The 15,479-nt window shown below is 54.2% G+C and carries 19 protein-coding genes; 7 read left to right on the top strand and 12 right to left on the bottom strand.

Annotation, left to right across the window (positions count from 1 at the left end; translation table 11 throughout):
- Position 1: 1 nt before the first annotated feature.
- From B5G37_RS00550 to B5G37_RS00580, 7 genes are all read left to right on the top strand, one after another.
- Positions 2-1,732, top strand: a complete 1,731-nt coding sequence (locus B5G37_RS00550) for an ABC transporter ATP-binding protein (RefSeq protein WP_087235883.1) — start codon at positions 2-4, stop codon at positions 1,730-1,732.
- Positions 1,733-1,857: 125 nt separating this feature from the next.
- Entirely contained in the window at positions 1,858-2,226 is a 369-nt protein-coding gene (locus B5G37_RS00555) for a metal-dependent transcriptional regulator (RefSeq protein WP_087236623.1), read from the top strand.
- A 752-nt stretch (positions 2,227-2,978) separates the two neighbouring features.
- Positions 2,979-3,392, top strand: a complete 414-nt coding sequence (locus tag B5G37_RS00560) for a sigma-70 family RNA polymerase sigma factor (RefSeq protein WP_242962714.1) — start codon at positions 2,979-2,981, stop codon at positions 3,390-3,392.
- The gene (locus B5G37_RS00565; RefSeq protein WP_006573903.1) at positions 3,382-3,564 is read left to right on the top strand and encodes a helix-turn-helix domain-containing protein; all 183 of its coding nucleotides are present in this window, start codon (positions 3,382-3,384) and stop codon (positions 3,562-3,564) included. The genes B5G37_RS00560 and B5G37_RS00565 overlap by 11 nt, the downstream gene beginning before the upstream one ends.
- A 194-nt stretch (positions 3,565-3,758) precedes the next feature.
- The gene (locus tag B5G37_RS00570; RefSeq protein ID WP_087221920.1) at positions 3,759-3,947 is read left to right on the top strand and encodes a hypothetical protein; all 189 of its coding nucleotides are present in this window, start codon (positions 3,759-3,761) and stop codon (positions 3,945-3,947) included.
- A 203-nt stretch (positions 3,948-4,150) separates the two neighbouring features.
- Positions 4,151-4,354, top strand: a complete 204-nt coding sequence (locus B5G37_RS00575; protein WP_006573901.1) for an antitoxin VbhA family protein — start codon at positions 4,151-4,153, stop codon at positions 4,352-4,354.
- Entirely contained in the window at positions 4,347-5,063 is a 717-nt protein-coding gene (locus tag B5G37_RS00580; RefSeq protein ID WP_087235887.1) for a Fic family protein, read from the top strand. The genes B5G37_RS00575 and B5G37_RS00580 overlap by 8 nt, the downstream gene beginning before the upstream one ends.
- A gap of 40 nt (positions 5,064-5,103) precedes the next feature.
- On the opposite strand, the gene B5G37_RS00585 is transcribed toward B5G37_RS00580, so the two are convergent.
- The 12 genes from B5G37_RS00585 to B5G37_RS00640 form a co-directional block, all read right to left on the bottom strand.
- Positions 5,104-5,538, bottom strand: coding sequence for a winged helix-turn-helix domain-containing protein (locus tag B5G37_RS00585; RefSeq protein WP_087235889.1), 435 nt, complete (start codon positions 5,536-5,538; stop codon positions 5,104-5,106).
- Positions 5,539-5,556: 18 nt separating this feature from the next.
- Positions 5,557-6,267 carry a hypothetical protein gene (locus tag B5G37_RS00590; protein ID WP_058963746.1) on the bottom strand — a complete coding sequence of 237 codons (711 nt, stop codon included), beginning with the start codon at positions 6,265-6,267 and terminating at the stop codon, positions 5,557-5,559.
- On the bottom strand, positions 6,260-8,443 hold the full coding sequence (locus tag B5G37_RS00595; protein WP_087235891.1) for a hypothetical protein: 2,184 nt from the start codon (positions 8,441-8,443) through the stop codon (positions 6,260-6,262). The genes B5G37_RS00590 and B5G37_RS00595 overlap by 8 nt, the downstream gene beginning before the upstream one ends.
- Positions 8,440-9,300 (bottom strand): ATP-binding cassette domain-containing protein, encoded by an 861-nt coding sequence (locus B5G37_RS00600; RefSeq protein WP_058963743.1) that lies wholly within the window; start codon positions 9,298-9,300, stop codon positions 8,440-8,442. The genes B5G37_RS00595 and B5G37_RS00600 overlap by 4 nt, the downstream gene beginning before the upstream one ends.
- Before the next feature lie 133 nt (positions 9,301-9,433).
- Positions 9,434-10,036 (bottom strand): alpha/beta hydrolase, encoded by a 603-nt coding sequence (locus B5G37_RS00605; RefSeq protein WP_058963742.1) that lies wholly within the window; start codon positions 10,034-10,036, stop codon positions 9,434-9,436.
- Entirely contained in the window at positions 10,033-10,707 is a 675-nt protein-coding gene (locus tag B5G37_RS00610; protein ID WP_077138512.1) for a CatA-like O-acetyltransferase, read from the bottom strand. The genes B5G37_RS00605 and B5G37_RS00610 overlap by 4 nt, the downstream gene beginning before the upstream one ends.
- 282 nt (positions 10,708-10,989) lie before the next feature.
- Positions 10,990-12,510, bottom strand: coding sequence for a HAMP domain-containing sensor histidine kinase (locus B5G37_RS00615; protein ID WP_077138511.1), 1,521 nt, complete (start codon positions 12,508-12,510; stop codon positions 10,990-10,992).
- The gene (locus tag B5G37_RS00620) at positions 12,488-13,156 is read right to left on the bottom strand and encodes a response regulator transcription factor (protein WP_058963741.1); all 669 of its coding nucleotides are present in this window, start codon (positions 13,154-13,156) and stop codon (positions 12,488-12,490) included. The genes B5G37_RS00615 and B5G37_RS00620 overlap by 23 nt, the downstream gene beginning before the upstream one ends.
- A 110-nt stretch (positions 13,157-13,266) precedes the next feature.
- Positions 13,267-13,686, bottom strand: a complete 420-nt coding sequence (locus B5G37_RS00625) for a winged helix-turn-helix domain-containing protein (RefSeq protein ID WP_058963740.1) — start codon at positions 13,684-13,686, stop codon at positions 13,267-13,269.
- 96 nt (positions 13,687-13,782) lie between these two features.
- A complete protein-coding gene (locus tag B5G37_RS00630; protein ID WP_058963739.1) occupies positions 13,783-14,538 on the bottom strand; it encodes an ABC transporter permease in 756 nt (251 codons plus the stop codon).
- Positions 14,538-15,227, bottom strand: a complete 690-nt coding sequence (locus B5G37_RS00635; protein ID WP_058963738.1) for an ATP-binding cassette domain-containing protein — start codon at positions 15,225-15,227, stop codon at positions 14,538-14,540. Before B5G37_RS00635 ends, B5G37_RS00630 begins: the two co-directional genes overlap by 1 nt.
- 12 nt (positions 15,228-15,239) lie before the next feature.
- Positions 15,240-15,413, bottom strand: a complete 174-nt coding sequence (locus tag B5G37_RS00640; RefSeq protein WP_058963737.1) for a hypothetical protein — start codon at positions 15,411-15,413, stop codon at positions 15,240-15,242.
- Between the last annotated feature and the right edge of the window lie 66 nt (positions 15,414-15,479).

Here is a 15,479-nt window from a genome sequence, read left to right on the forward strand (position 1 = left end):
AATGGTTGCTATGATTAAAAGAATACTCAATCTGGCGGGAAAGCATAAATCAAAAATCTTGCTGGGCATCCTCTTTAATTTCCTGAAAAGCGTATGTATGGCAATGGTTTTATGGGCGGTTTATATTGTTGCCTCTGATCTGGACAGCCTGACAATGGATGTAATCTGGAAAGCTTTTGCTGTCTTGTGTATCAGTGTGCTGGGCCGTTTCTTTTTTCAGTGGCTTATGGATATTTCCATGAGTGCTAAAGGCTTTGATATATTCCGTGATTACAGACTTCATGTCGGCTCCCTCATGCGAAAAGCACCTATGGGATATTTTTCTGAGCAGCGTTTGGGAAGTATTCAGAATGTACTTACAACGACAGTAACGGAGTTGGAACAATATTCCATGATGGCGGTCACTGATCTGACCAGCGGAGCGTTGATGGCGCTGGTAATGATCGTTTTCTTTCTATTTTCCGTTCCTGTTTTTGCAGTAATCACCCTTGCAGGTTCCATTGTCGGCATCTTAATTCTTCATGCTATTGGACAAGTTGCAAGGGAACACGCGCCGAAAGTATTGGCGGCGCAAGAAGATATGACGACTCAGGCGTTGGAATATATCCGGGGAATTGCGGTGCTTCGTGCCTTTTCCCAAGCGGATGGTAGCGAAAATGCCGTTTATGCCTCTTTTCGCAAAAAGAAAGAAGCTGATCTTGCACAGGAACACGCTTCTATGGCTTTGATGAAATGGTACTCTGCTGTTTACAAGATAACCGGCAGTGTTTTGATGTTAGCCGCCGTTCTTTTGTATCTGGCGGGAAGTTTATCGTTGCCGTGGTGCCTCATGGTGATTGTCAGCGCCTTTATCATTTTTTCCGAAATGGAGCAGATGGGAAATGGTGCGTTTCTTTCCCGTGTCGTCACCGCTGGCTTAAACCGCCTTGAAGAAGTTACTAACATCCCGCAGATGGACACAACATCAAATAAACTTGTCCCGAAACGGTTTGATATTGAGCTTCGGGATGTATCTTTCGGATATGAAAAGTCCCGAAAAATTATCGACCATGTTTCTCTGCTTATCCCACAGGGAACTACCTGCGCGATTGTGGGGCCATCTGGATCAGGTAAAACAACCCTTTGCAACCTGATTGCCCGCTTTTGGGATGTTCAAGAAGGTCAGGTTCTTGTGGACGGGCAGGATGTAAAAAATTACACTGCTGATAGCCTTATGCAATATATCAGCATGGTCTTTCAAAGCGTCTACCTTTTCAATGATACCATTGAGAATAATATTCGCTTTGGCAATCCTGATGCAAGCCATGAGCAAATCGTGGAGGCAGCAAAAAAGGCTCAATGCCATGACTTTATCGTATCTTTGCCCGAAGGATATAACACAAAGGTGGGTGAAGGTGGCTCTACTTTGTCTGGCGGTGAAAAGCAGCGTATTTCCATAGCGAGAGCCATTTTGAAAGATGCTCCAATCATTATCCTGGATGAAGCAACATCCAGCGTTGACCCGGAGAATGAACATGAACTGTTGGCAGCGATTGAACAGCTTACAAAGGGAAAAACACTGATTTCCATTGCACATCGCTTATCAACAGTAAAAAATGCCGATCAGATTGTCGTTATATCGGATGGCAAAGTGGCGCAAAAAGGAACGCACGCAGAACTGATTTCTCAAGATGGAATTTATAGTCGTTTTTGGAAACAGCGTGAACTGGCAAGTGGCTGGAAACTAAAGTGATTTCTTTTGCATAAACATCAGAACCTATTATTCTTGAAAGGGGGCGTGCCAAGGTGTTTTCTTTGATTATTCGTGAAGCATGGGAAGAATTGCAACAAAAACAGGCAAAGGAGCGCAAAGAGTTTATGAAGCCCGTAATAACTCCGTCCGGGGAGGACTACCTGGAAACCATCCTTGTTCTCCAAAAGAAACTCGGTATGGTACGCTCCGTAGATGTGGCCCGGCACATGGGATTCACCAAACCGAGCATCACCCATGCCATTACAACGCTGCAGGCCGGCGGATTTGTTGAACGGGATGAGGACGGCTTCATTCGTCTGACCGATGTGGGCCGCGAGGTGGCTGAGCGAACCTATGAGAAACACTGCTTTTTTACGGAAATGCTCATAGAAGCCGGCGTGGATCAGGAGACAGCAGAGGCCGACGCCTGCCGGATGGAGCACGCCATCAGCGAGGACAGCTTTCAGCACTTGAAGGTCAAGCATCAGGGATAAATCTTGTTTAGAAGGAGCGGGCAGAGAAAACAGATCTTTGCCCGCCCTTTTTCTCTGTGTTGAAGCTGCAAGATTTTGATGAAAATAACCGCCTGATGGGAAAAATTGTCGTTCAGTCAAAATCCAGCGATCTTTGACATTTACACTTAATATGGCGTTTTGAAACCATAAACAGATAGAAAGAACGGGAGGGATGTCTATGAGACGGAGAAATCAAAACAGCAGAGGTAATTTCAAGTTACAACAGGCGGTCTTATTCCAGAGAGAATGAGGCCGCCTTTTCTTATATATTCCGACAAAAAGCAACAAAGTTTTTGGAACAACACTGCACCTAAGATGATTGGCAGGTCCGCCGCCTGCTGGTAGCAGCGGCGGGCTCGTGTGCAAAGTATGGTCCAGATGGCAGGGAGCCAGAAGTGCATGATGGAAAGATGGATCATGCACATAAAGAGGTTCGTCCATCTGCTTACATTTCGACACACAGCTTACTTTACAATACGGTTCTTCCGCCGCCCTTTTCACGGGAGTAGGCGGGAACATCGCAAATCGAGCGATAAGCCTCCTCCTGCGGGCGCCGGAAGTCATGACGGACTTCTTTATGTGTATCACTCGGCCGGCAGCTCACCTTTGCGGTGTGCGGCCGGCCGCGTTTCTTTATATGGCAAGGCAAGACGCCCGTTAGTTCGGTGTCGGTCTCCGCCAAAGGTTCAAGAATTCCCTTAAAATTCTTGAACTATTTGGAGGATAAGGCCATGTGGCAACGAAATAATGGACGAGCAGAGGAAGAACTGCAAATCAAGTTTACAGGTTACTTAATCCAGGCAGTCAGACGAACCCAGCGGGATTATCTGAAGGCCCTTTATGCGTACAGCAATCAGGAGACCTTGACGGATACGATCTTTGCCGTGAGCCAGACGCTGGAGCAGGAAGTGATGGAGCGGCTGCCCCTCTGGGAGAAAATTGAGAGCGGTGCGCTCCTGTATGCCTTGAAACAGCTGGACGAGCGGGAACGGTATGTGTTCCTTGCCCGTGTGCTGGACAAGCGCCCATTCGATGTGATCGGCGTGCAGCTGGGATTGTCGTATAAGGGCGCGGCTGCGGTGTATTACCGGGCCATTCGGAAGTTGAAGAAGAGCATCGAGGGGGTGAACGGATATGACATTTGAACAGATGCTGCGGCGAGCCAAGGACGGTGACCATGAGGCCATCACAAGCATTTTACTCATGTACCGGCCCCTGCTGCTCAAGTATGCCGTGATCAACGGCAGACTGGACGAGGATCTGTACCAGGAGCTGTGCATCACGCTGATGCGGGCGATTGACCTGTTCCGGATTTAAGTCTATGAGAAAGGCCCTGAGATCGCTGTCTCAGGGTCTTTCCCGTGGGCTTAAAAATTGACTTGCCGCCCGGGAACACCTTGCGCTGCAAGCTGTTCCCGTTCAGCAAGTTTACAATTCATCTATTCCCAAAGGTAGCCGGTCATAGTATAATGAAGCCAACGACAAAGCTCAATTTAGGGGGATATAGCAATATGAAAAACAATAGATACTTAACTATTGGCTTATTAACAGGATTTATTGTCGGTGGTTGCATGGGTGTATTGGGATGGGCGTTTCTGCAAAATCTTTTTGCTATTCCTATTTGTGCGGGTATTGGAATGTTGATTGGAATTGTTATAGGTACATTGATTGATTATGGAAAAAATCATCAAGAGAAATAGCAAAAAAGCGTTATGCTTTTATACTCATCGAGCCACTCTGATCCAAACTTTCAAAATTGAGTACCAACCGTCCACCGGCGGCACCACCGAGCAGGAAACCATTGAGACCCGCTGCTAATTCAGCAAGATTTGCATTAGCCTGGCCTATTGGAAACAGGCCTGTTCTGTGTTATACTAAAATCAATGAAGGGGGTGAAGGCGCGATGAGTCCATTGGAAAAGAAACGGATTGCAGCGGTCAAGACGGCCGACGCGATCAACGCCATTGAGGGCGCGCCGATTTCCAGCTATGCACGGTCGCTGTCTGCCAGCTGGGCCCGCGGTGAGCTGACGGGCGAACAGATGAAGCAGGCTTTGCTGGCACATCATCGCCGGATCGCGGAGCAGGAGCGCCAGAGCCGTGTCTGACCCGTACCTGTATGAAGATGTGCCTGTCTTGAAAAACAAGCTGGGCATCAAAAATGAGCAAACACTGGATCGCATCGAGGCTGAGCAATCCAGAGCCAATATGATGCTGTTATACGAACAGGGCTTTCAGGACTTTTCTCCAAATGGCCTGCGGGAGATCCATCGGACCCTATTTGGCGACATTTACGAATGGGCCGGCCAGTACCGCATCATCAATATCGAGAAGCGGGAGAAGCTGCTGGCAGGCCGAAGCGTTTGGTACAGCAACGACGACAGGATAGAGGAAGATCTCGACGAGGCTTTTCGGCGGCTGGGAAATACTCGCTGGGATGGTATCAGCCGGGAACAATTTGTTCATCAGCTTACCAGCCTCTTTCCGCCAATCTGGCAGGTGCATCCTTTCCGGGAGGGCAATACCCGAACGGTTATAATGATGATGACATTTTTTGTGGAGCATCATGGATACTTTATGGATCAGGAGCTGATGGCTGCCAGTGCCGGCTATGTCCGCGATTCCTTTGTGATGGCCTCTCTGGATCAGTTTTCAGAATTTGAGCATTTGGAGCGCATTTTGCTGGACGCTGTTTGTGATGAGCCGATTGATTACAGTGCGGAAAGCCTGGAGGAGCCTGCCGAAGTACCGGAAAAATATCGCAAATACCAGAAGGAGCCCTATGTGCCGGAGCCGCATTACCGGCGTGAGGAATAGAAGAAGCGCACAGCGGAAGAAGATCCGTTGTGCGCTTGTCTTATTTTGGTGAGGTGTCTGGGGCGACGAATTTGTAGCCGTGGCCCCGAACGGTTTCGATGATACCAGCCCCCAGCTTGCGGCGGAGCTTGTAGACCATGCTGGAGATACCCGTCCAGCTGGCATCGTAGGAGTCCGCGGCGACGGCTTCATAGATCTGGCGGGCAGTGAACACCTGCCCTGGCCGGCGGGCCAGCAGAAGCAGAATATCAAACTCCATCGGCGTCAGCTCCACCGCCTGGCCGGACTTCCATACCAGCCTGCGATGCGGGTCGATTTGCAACGAGCCAAAGAGCAGCAGTGCGTCTGCGGAGGCGGCCACTGTGGACAAGTCTGCGACTGAAGCAAAGGCCGATATTGCTTTGCTAAAAAGGGCTTCTTCATCGTCCCTAAACGATAGAATTATAAACTTCCCAAGCAGCTCACCTCCAGTCATTCAAACTTCGCCCGCTTATTATCTTTTGGATCGTGCGGGGCGAACCATCAACAGGACGATGCCCGCGGCCAACAGTATGCACTGAACGATCAGAACTGCGGCCGGCATAAAGAAGGCGGGGTCCAAAGTACCAAGTGCTAGAGGGTACCTGCTGAAAAAATGTCCGTTCCAGATTCCCAGGGCGTCGGGCAACGGCAAGGCCATACACAGGAAGGGTACCGCCATCCACACATACACCAGCCAGGGCCGGATCTGCCCCAGTAGCCAGCCGCTCCCCAGTGCGAACACAAGGGCGGGCAGAAGGGTCGCCAGAGCCGGGAGCAGAAGACTCCCCCAGCCGTACCAGTGGAACATACGGCCGTAGAACACCGCCGCCTCGCCCATGCACAGCAGACTCAGCAACACGCCCCCCGTCAGGGCCGCGGCGCACCGGACCAAAGCATATTGCCTGGACGGCATCGGCGTAGCGTCCATGAGAACCGCCGCCCGCCGGGCCTTGGGCGAGGTATAAAAGGTCAGAAAGAACAGCATCCCGATCCACAGCAAAGGCAGCATGCGGGAGAGATAATCCCCAAAGCTCCAGGGGGAGAAGGGGGCGGTGTGGGATACCCCCAGGATGGTCACGGCATGGAGCACCAGCGCCCCGTAGAGAAGCAGCACAACCGCCAGCCCGATAAAAAACTTGTTCCACAGCAGCCTGCGGCATTCATATCGAAAAATCTTACGCAAGGTTCAAATCCTCCTCCGTTAGCCCGCAGGCATCCAAAAATTCCTGGTAGGTCAGATAGGGATACATGGGGTCCAGCTCCCGGTTGAACAGGTCATGGAGGATCTGATCCATGGCCTCCTCGCCGTCCACCAACTGCTCCGCTTTCCAAATTTTCAGGGGCATCTCATTGTACTGCCGAACCTGAGACAGACTGTTGGAGATGGCAAGCTGCACCTGCTCCGGCAGCATCTCCAGATATTCAGGATTGCGCACATAGAAGTTCAGGTAGTAGTCATCTACCGCTTTCTGCCACTGATCCACATAATGCTCCTGGGCATAGTCCTCGCCGTATAGTTCCTTGACGATACGGTAGGTGGTGTAGACGGTCAGGCCCTCGGCGGACCAGGGGCTGGTGGGCTCGGAGGTATCAAACATATTGCCCAGGCCCCACCACTGATGGACCAGCTCGTGGATCATGACCTCACCGGCGCCGCCGCCCTTTTCGGCGTTCCCCAGGTTGGCGGCGGTAAAGTCCGCCTCATCCAGCAGGCTGGCCCCGGTGGTGGCGTAGCCGCCGCCGGCCACCCGGCTCTGGATGAGCTTCAGGGTCTCCCCGGTTCCGAAGGAGAGGGAGCCATAATGCTCGGTGCAGTAGTCAACTACTTCCTTCACCGCGTCCACGGCTTCGGCAGCCTCCATGACAGCCTGATGCTTGCGGCCGTAGTAGAACTCAATGGTCATGCCGCCGGCCTCGATGTCCTCCCGGATATAGTCCCCGGCGTAGAGAATGCCGCCGGCGCCGTTGTGTTCATACCGCCATGTTCTGGTGCCGTCCTCGTGCTCCGCGACGACCTCCGCCTCGCTGGAGCCGAAGGGGATCGCCAGCATATTTTCCGGCAGAGTGATCTCAATTTCAGCGGGATAGCCGGCATCACCGGGCATGACATTCATCACACGGGGCGAGAGGGCCGAGTTCTCCAGGCAGAGGTATTCGTCACTCAGCTCCTTGCCCCCCTGCATGGTGGGCAGGCTCTCTTGGGGGAAGCCGCTGTACTCCATGGTCAGCTCCACTTCTTCCTCTGCGGGAATGGTGACTTCCAGCAGAGCCTCGTTATACTCCTGGTAGTCGCTTACCGTGAAGGGAACATCAGCGCCGTTGGCTTTCACATTGGAGATGGCGTAGCCAGGGTTGATGCCGAAGGAGATGCTCTGCTCCTGGCCGGAGGTGTTCCGGAACTGGTAGGAGGCCCGGCCCGTCACGGTGCCGGCATCGGTGTCCGGAAACACCTGGGCGGTGCGGCGGACAAAGGTGACGCCCTCTGCATAGGGGATCTCATAGAAGGACATCACCGTTAAATCCGGGTTGCTGTGGTCGATAAAGGGCTGGGCGGCATAGGCGGCGCCGGAACAGATCAGCAGCGCCAGGGCGATCACCGGGCGGTAGAACCGCCGGGCGCTCCGGGCCAGGGAGCCGAACACGCCCTTCCCATATTGCCGGATGCAGAGATAGGAGATTGTCCAGACCCCGGCCAGTGCAAGGAGCCAGGTGAAACGCATCCAGGCCACCGACCGGAACACACGGAGGTTGGAGAAATCATCGGACAAAGCCCACACGCAGGGGTTGAGCCAGCATAACTGCCATTCCGCTGCCCACACCGTCAGGCTCAGGGCGCAGAAGGCGATAAACAGGACGATGGACAGATCCGCCCGCCGGGTGAACTGGTAGGCTGCGGCCGCCGCCAGGATGCCCAGGGGCAGCGCCAGCCCCATAAACAGCAGATAGGCCAGCACATAGTTTGCGCCGGTGAACACGGCGCCGATCAGCCCCGCGCTGATGGGCAGCCAGACCAGCATCGTGAGGCCCACTGTCAGCACCGCGGCCGTCAGCAGGGCCAGCAGTCGGGTCAGGGCTGTGGTCAGAGGGGACACCACCGCGTCGGTGAGAATGTCCACCCGGCTGCGGCAGGCCCGGTCCAGCTCAAAGATGGTCAGCAGGCCGAAGAGGATGGCGCCGGCCACACCGCCGGCAATCGCGGGGTTTGCCAGATACATGGAGAGCATGGTGGTGGATGTGGCGGGCTTGTAGAGTACCAGCCCCAGCACCGGGGAGAGGACCGCCAAAGCCATCATCAGCCAGGTCAGGCGGCTTTGCAGCAGCCGCTTCAGTTCCAGGGGAAAGAGCCGCATTGTCTTCATTGTACCGCCTCCCTGGAGATCAGATAGAGGTAAGCATCCTCCAAAGAGGGCTCCTCCGCCTGGGCATAGGGCGGCAGCTTGTCCGCCACGGCCCGGCAGCGGATGCCCTGACTGGTGTTCACCCGGGCGGTGATGTGCAGCCCCTGCTCCAGCGTCTCATCCTTCTCCCAAAAGATGCCCACATGGCCGGCAGCCGACTGGATCAACTGCTCCGGCGTGCCGGTGAACAGGATGGTCCCGTGGTGGATGACCACGATCTGGTCGCACACCGACTGCACATCCTCGATGATGTGGGTAGAGAGAAGCACCAGATGCTCCTCGGCTGTGCGGGAGAACAGGTTGCGGAAGTGGATGCGCTCCTCCGGGTCCAGTCCCACGGTGGGCTCGTCAAAGATCAGGAAGGGGGGATTCCCCAATAGGGCCTGGGCGATGCCTACCCGCTGGCGCTGGCCGCCGGAGAGGGTGCGGATCTTGGATTTTGCCTTTTCTTCCAGATTGACCGCCTGGATTGTCTTTTGGATCGCGGCCTTGGGATTCGCAATCCCCTTGAGTGCGGCCATGTAGTCTAAAAACTGGGTGACCGTCAATTCATCGAACAAACCGAAGTCCTGGGGGAGATAGCCGAGGCTGGCTTTCAGATGGCTCTCGACCTTGGCCAGCGGCACCCCGTTCAGCAGGATGTTCCCTCCGGTGGGCTGCAGGGCCGCCACCAGCAGCTTCATCAGGGTGGATTTGCCCGCCCCGTTGGGGCCCAGCAGCCCGATGAGGCTGGGGGATTTTAACTCCAGGTTCAGCCCCTTTAAGGCCTGCTTCCCACTGGGGTAGGTCATACTGACATTTTGAATCTTGATTTCCATATTGTTGGATTCCTTTCTGCTTGGGATGAGGAAAGAATACCAGGGCAATATGGAGCGAAGATGGAGGGAATTTGTGATTTGTATGGAGAAAGGCAGAAAACAGGGCAGGCCACCGGCCTGCCCCGTTCTAACACTATAAAAGATGTTTTTTCACCCAGCTATCCAGTAAGGCCATCTGTTCCTCTGTGTGGAACCAGTGCTCACCGCCCTCCAGGACGGTGAGACCGGCGCCGTGCTCCGCCGCGAACTGCTCCACACTCTGACGGGACACCAGATGGTCGCCCCCGGCATAGAGGATTTCCGTGGGGACCTGCCAAGCGATGGGATGCTCCCGCACATAGCACAGGTACGCCCAGGACAGGGTCTCCCCGAAGTCTGTGGGGACCTCTCCCCGTTCGCATAGCGCCTGCTCCGACACACCGGCCCAGGCCATCATGTCCAGGATCAGCCGTTCCATGTCCAGCACCGGCGACACGAACAGCGCCCTGTCCGGCGCCTGATCCCCCAGGGCCAGCATGGTGAAATAGGCCCCGATGCTGTTGGCCAGGAGAATGATGTGCTCATACTGCCGGCGGGCCTCGTCATAGGCGGCCGCGATCTGGGGTGCCGCCTCCCAGGGAAGCTCCCCCCGGTAGTCCACCCCCAGCACGTCGAAACCGGGGCAGACGGCCCGGAAGCGGTCTGCCTCCCCGGCGCTGCCGCCTTTGCCGTGGACATATAAAATTGCGCGTTTCAAACCTGTTCACCTCCGTCCTCAGCCTGTGGACTGTCTGCGGCCATACGGTCCATCCGTTCCTGTACCTCGGTAAAGAACCGGGACAGGTGGAACCCGTCCGCCACCGCGTGGTGGATGTTCATGGTCAGCGGTATGACCAGCCTGCTGCCCTCCGCCTCGTACTTGCCCCAGGTGACCACCGGGGCCAGAAAGTCCCCCTGGTCAAACACATGGACATCGAAGTGGCGGTAGCGAACCCAGGGCAGACAGGACACATCGAAGTGATTCGTTGGCTGCCCTTCCACCACGCCCCGGAGTTCCCGGTACTTTTCCCGGTCCTCCAGAAAACGGGCGTGGAATGCCGGCAGGTCCTCCATGTAAGGCGTAACCAGCTTGGTGAAGTTCCCGTCCTCCGGGTGGAAGTGGGCATAACTGGGGGAAACAAAGTCCCAGCGGATCAGGTTTCCATCCTGGTCCCAGCCCAGTTTGAACTCCTCATGGGCGTTGATCACCCGGGATACCACCCAGATCATGGCCGGATAGAACTTCATGCCGCGCTGCTTGACGAACCGGACTAGCGGCGTCACATCCATGTCCACCGTCAGGCTCATGACCACTCGCATGTGGTCCATATAAAACTGAAACAGATCGCCTCTCGGCCAGGTGCTGAAATCAACCTTTTTGTAATTCATCTCAATACTCCTTTGCATGATTGTTTTCCCGTTTCATCATGCAAGGCCATTGGGATGGGGTATTTCCGTTTGCTCCATACAAGCCATCCAGCTCAAGCCTTGCATGGAGCCGCATCAAGTCCGCGCTTCATTCGTTCACCTCCTCAATGAACCGGGCGCAGGATGCCCTTTCCGGCAATCCAAAAATGAGATGTTTTTTCCAGATATCTGCCTTGTAGCCACAGGTGTGAATCAAAATCGTCTGTTCCGCAGGCACCCTCACTTTCATTGGATCATCTATGCTTATCCTATCATATTCCCGGCGGCAAGTCCAGAAACAGCGTCCGTTTCAAACCGCACCGCAGCCCGCACCCCGTCCTCTGTATTTTCGATGGTACATTCCGCTCCATGCCGGGCCAAAATCATTTTCACCAGATACAGCCCCAGGCCGCTGCCACCTGTAGCCCGGTTCCGGGAGGTTTCTTCCCGGTAGAATGCCTCAAACAGATGAGGCAGGGCTTTTTCCGAGATGTGGGCCTCGGTGTTCTCCACCGTCAGAGCTGGGCGGCCGTCCAGCAGGCCGCACCACACCCGCACCTCCGCCCCCTCCGGCGAGTAGAGGGATGCGTTAGAGAGCAGATTGCCTGCCACCCGGCCCAGCAGAGAGGCGTCCCCGATGACAACGATCCCCGGCGTCAGATCCTTTACCAGCCGCTGGTTCCGCTGCTCCAGAAGAGGTGCGTCCAGGGCAAGCTGGCGCTCGATCAAGGCGGACAGCTCCACGGGCTCCCGCTTCACAGCCACAGAGCCGCTTTCCATACGGGAGATCGCCAGCATCTCCTGCACCAGATTTTCCATCCGTCCCGTTACCCGGAGCGAGCGAAGCAGGTACTTGTCCCGGTCCTGATAGACGCCAACCCCCTCCAGCATGCCGGAGAGCTGCCCCTTCAGAATGGTCACCGGAGTTTTCAGCTCATGGGAGGCGGCGTTGAAGAAGGCCATCCGCTGGCGGTCCAGCTCCCGTTCCCGTTCCACCTCACCCCGGAGCGCCCGATTGGCGTTCTCCAGGTCGGTGAGAGCGGTGTCCAGCCGCCGGGCAAGCTGATCCAGACTGCGGCCCAGCTTGCCGATCTCGTCCTTGCGCTTTTCACCGCATTCCCAGTGGAAGTCCAGCTCCGCCATTTTCCCGGCGATCCCGCTCATGCGCACGATAGGCCGGGTGATGTATCGGGAGTAAATCAAGGCGCACAGCAGAGAAAATACCAATAACACCATCAAAAGCCAGGGGGCTATCTGGATCAGCGCCCGCACCGCCAGATTTTCCACTTCGATCCGCGGGGTGACATAGAGGGTATAGCTCTCGTTCTGGCCTGCAAACACCACCTCGGCGGTAATGGTAGCCTGCTCCGACATGGTGACCGCTACCGTATCGCCTTCCCGGATGTCCTGGCTGTGATAACCGACGGTGCTTTCCTGCTCTGAGGTGGTGACAATCATGGTATCATCCTCATACACAGCCTGCACCGTCAGCTTGGCCCCTGTGTCCACCAGGCGCCCGTCCGGCCCCACCAGCATGGCGTTGGCCCCGGAGGTAAGCACAAAGTCATCCAGCAGCTCGCCACAGTCCGCAGGAGTCGTGTCCGCCAGTTTCCCCACCAGGGCATCCACCTGAGCGGTAAGGTCATCATTTACTACGGCGGTATAGGTGCTGGGGGAGGCCCAGGCGATAAAGCTGAAGGTGACCGCCCCGGCCGCGAGCAGGACGCCGGCGGTAATGAGAAAGATCCGGGCTGTCAGGCTTTCAGTGATCCTCTTTCGCAGCACGGTAGCCCACCCCCCTTACAGTATCAATATAGTTCCGCCCCAGTTTGTGGCGGAGGTTTTTGATGTGGCTGTCCACCACCCGTTCGTCCCCATAGAAGTCATAGCCCCATAGTTTTGCCAGTAGCATCTCCCGGGTGAACACCCGGCCCGGCGCGGCCAGAAAGGTGTGGAGCAGTTCAAACTCCCGGGCGGTCAGGTCCAGGAGCCGGCCGTCCAGCAGGGCCTCCCGCGTGTCCAGATCCAAAGTCAGGTCCCGGTACCGCAGGCGGCTGTCCTCCCCGGCGGTTCCACGGCGGCGGAGGATGACCCGGATCTTTTCCAGCAGCACCGGCATGGAGAAGGGCTTGGTCACATAGTCGTCGATGTCCATACCGAAACCCCGGAGCTGCGATTCTTCCCCATCCAGGGCGGTGAGCATCAAAATAGGGACCTGGGACTGCTGGCGGATCAGCTCGCAGACCCCAAAGCCGTCGATTTTCGGGAGCATCAGGTCCAATAGAACCAGGTCGAAGGTCTGCCCGCCAAACAGAGCCAGGGCTGCCACGCCATCCCCAGCCACGGCAGTCTGGTAGCCGGCATCCTCCAGGTAGGCGCGCAGCAGCTCCTGAATATCCGGCTCGTCTTCCACAATTAAAATGCGTTTCATTTGTAATCACCCAATCGAAGTATATCATGGGATTGTGAATTTATCATGGAGAAAAGAAAGTAATCACAAAAAGAAGCGCACAGCGGAGAAAAATCCGTTGTGCGCTTGCTTCATTTTGGTGAGGTGCCTGGGACGATGAATTTGTAACCGTGTCCCCGCACTGTTTCTATGATGCCAGTCCCCAGCTTGCGCCGGAGCTTGTAGATCATGCTGGAGATCCCGGTCCAGCTGGCATCAAAAGAGTCCGTAGCGACAGCCTCATAGATTTGGCGGGCGGAGAACACCTGCCCTGGCCGGCGGGCCAGCAGGAGCAGAATGTCAAACTCCATCGGGGTCAGGTCCACCGTCTGGTCGGACTGCCATACCAGCCTGCGTTGCGGGTCGATTTGTAGATTTCCAGATAATAAAGTAAAAGCAGTGTTTTCTTGAACCTCAATATGTTCTGCCCGAAATGCTCGCACGAGCCGCTGGAGCAAAGCATCTTGTGCCTTTGTTGGATTCGTTATTCGAATAATGATGGTCTTTTCCATCCTGACGCCTCCTTATGAGCCGTCGTAGTGTATTAGGCGCAGGGGAAAAGACTGCTGAACGACGGCTTTTTTTCTTTTGCCGTCGTCCGGCAGCAGTTAATTTTCGATTTTTTTCTTATGGGAAAAGACAATCAATCCAACCAGAAACATCACGATAAGGCAAAGTACAATGCTGATACATCCGCCGATGGTGGCCGGTACAGGGGCTTCATAGTAAGTAGATTTATCCGAGAAGAACATGGACACACGATATGCGAAGCTGCCCGGAATGATAAAGCCACTTTCTGAACCGATAAACAGGCAGGATGCAAAGCCATATATAACCCCTACAACGCTTGTTACAATGATATTGCGGCTCAAGTTGATAACGATTGCCCCTAAACAGGTAGTTATCAAAACGACAACACCAGCTTCAATTCCAAACCCGATTGCCAGATTGAGGAACAGGGAAATACCTCCGGGCAACCTGCCAGCTCCATTGAGTACCATCACAAGCAGGCCAAATGCGATAAATAAGACAGCCGCGAAGCCGATACCGATAACGATGCTGACAGCGACTTTCGATAGAAAGAGCTTCTTCTTTGAAAAACCGTAGGTAATCCAGTTGATGTAAGTTTTGTTCTTGTATTCCTGATAAAACAGCGAACCAATCAAAATGAAGATCACCATTGGGAAGAACATGGAAAACTGGTTATTCATAAAGAAGAACAGGTCAGCAAGCGATTTTGTGCTGTCGTTAAAAACTGCTCCTGCTCCGCCGGTAATGATGGGAAGAAGCGACAACAGCAGAAGAAATACCATAAACCATTCCCGCTTCAACTTGTAAAACTCGTTTTTAATCAACATTCCCATTATGCTTCCTCCCTCTGGCCGGAAGTCATAATATCCTCATACAGTGCTTCCAGTTCCTTTTCGTTATAATCGTTTTCTACAATCTTGATGATTTTTCCGCCACGAATGAAAATAAGAACATCCGTGACGGCGGCAATCTCCGTCAGATTATGGCTTGATACCAAAATACAGTGTTGGGGCGATTTCAGGCGTTCTTTCAGAAGCAGCCGGATTTCCTTTATCCCCATCGGATCAAGGCCATTGGTAGGTTCGTCCAGCAGCAAATATTGAACATTGCCTAAAAAGGCGCGGGCAATTCCCAGCCGTTGGCGCATCCCCAAAGAAAGTTGAGAGAACAGCTTTTTCCGGGCGTCCAGCAGGTTTACTTGTTTGAGCGCCGCTTCAATGTTTGGCTGTTTCAGACCTAAATACTGCGCGTGGAGCTTCAAATTTTCCTCTACGGTGAGCCGGGGGTAAAAAGCCGGGTATTCAATCAAACTTCCAAAACATCTGCTGGAAACGGGTTGCCCATCTGAGAGGATTTCTCCCGAAAAGGCGGTCAGGCCCAGCATGGACTTAAACAGTGTTGTTTTACCGGCCCCGTTTGGCCCCAGAACACCATAGATTTTTCCTTGCTCTAAAGTCAGGTTGATGTTGGACAGCAAGGCAGTATTTCCAACATTCAGATTTACATTTTTGATTTGCAGCATGAAATTCCTCCGTTATTGAAAAAAGATGAAAAGTAAAAAGGCCACAGCATAAATCAAAAATGAAATCCCGATGGGCTTTGATCTCTGTTTTAGCCCTTTTAGGCCATCGCTCAATATGCCATTCAAGGCCATGAGCAGGCACACCGCAAAGGCGATGAGTGAAATTACTAAAGCTACTTTAACCATTGTTTGTACCTCCTATGGCTCATACTTTACCAAAGAGGTTTAGGATTTGTTTGAGAAAAGTCTAAG

It is taken from the genome of Pseudoflavonifractor sp. An85 (assembly GCF_002161235.1).
Lineage (GTDB): Bacteria > Bacillota > Clostridia > Oscillospirales > Oscillospiraceae > Enterenecus.

Excerpts from the sequence above, each read along its gene's own strand:
- B5G37_RS00560 (WP_242962714.1), top strand. The coding sequence starts at position 2,979 with ATGTGGCAACGAAATAATGGACGAGCAGAGGAAGAACTGCAAATCAAG.
- B5G37_RS00620 (WP_058963741.1), bottom strand. The coding sequence starts at position 13,156 with ATGAAACGCATTTTAATTGTGGAAGACGAGCCGGATATTCAGGAGCTG.
- B5G37_RS00630 (WP_058963739.1), bottom strand. The coding sequence starts at position 14,538 with ATGGGAATGTTGATTAAAAACGAGTTTTACAAGTTGAAGCGGGAATGG.
- B5G37_RS00600 (WP_058963743.1), bottom strand. The coding sequence starts at position 9,300 with ATGGAAATCAAGATTCAAAATGTCAGTATGACCTACCCCAGTGGGAAG.
- B5G37_RS00625 (WP_058963740.1), bottom strand. The coding sequence starts at position 13,686 with ATGGAAAAGACCATCATTATTCGAATAACGAATCCAACAAAGGCACAA.
- B5G37_RS00610 (WP_077138512.1), bottom strand. The coding sequence starts at position 10,707 with ATGAATTACAAAAAGGTTGATTTCAGCACCTGGCCGAGAGGCGATCTG.
- B5G37_RS00570 (WP_087221920.1), top strand. The coding sequence starts at position 3,759 with ATGAAAAACAATAGATACTTAACTATTGGCTTATTAACAGGATTTATT.
- B5G37_RS00555 (WP_087236623.1), top strand. The coding sequence starts at position 1,858 with ATGAAGCCCGTAATAACTCCGTCCGGGGAGGACTACCTGGAAACCATC.
- B5G37_RS00550 (WP_087235883.1), top strand. The coding sequence starts at position 2 with ATGGTTGCTATGATTAAAAGAATACTCAATCTGGCGGGAAAGCATAAA.
- B5G37_RS00585 (WP_087235889.1), bottom strand. The coding sequence starts at position 5,538 with ATGACTGGAGGTGAGCTGCTTGGGAAGTTTATAATTCTATCGTTTAGG.
- B5G37_RS00635 (WP_058963738.1), bottom strand. The coding sequence starts at position 15,227 with ATGCTGCAAATCAAAAATGTAAATCTGAATGTTGGAAATACTGCCTTG.
- B5G37_RS00565 (WP_006573903.1), top strand. The coding sequence starts at position 3,382 with ATGACATTTGAACAGATGCTGCGGCGAGCCAAGGACGGTGACCATGAG.
- B5G37_RS00640 (WP_058963737.1), bottom strand. The coding sequence starts at position 15,413 with ATGGTTAAAGTAGCTTTAGTAATTTCACTCATCGCCTTTGCGGTGTGC.
- B5G37_RS00575 (WP_006573901.1), top strand. The coding sequence starts at position 4,151 with ATGAGTCCATTGGAAAAGAAACGGATTGCAGCGGTCAAGACGGCCGAC.
- B5G37_RS00595 (WP_087235891.1), bottom strand. The coding sequence starts at position 8,443 with ATGAAGACAATGCGGCTCTTTCCCCTGGAACTGAAGCGGCTGCTGCAA.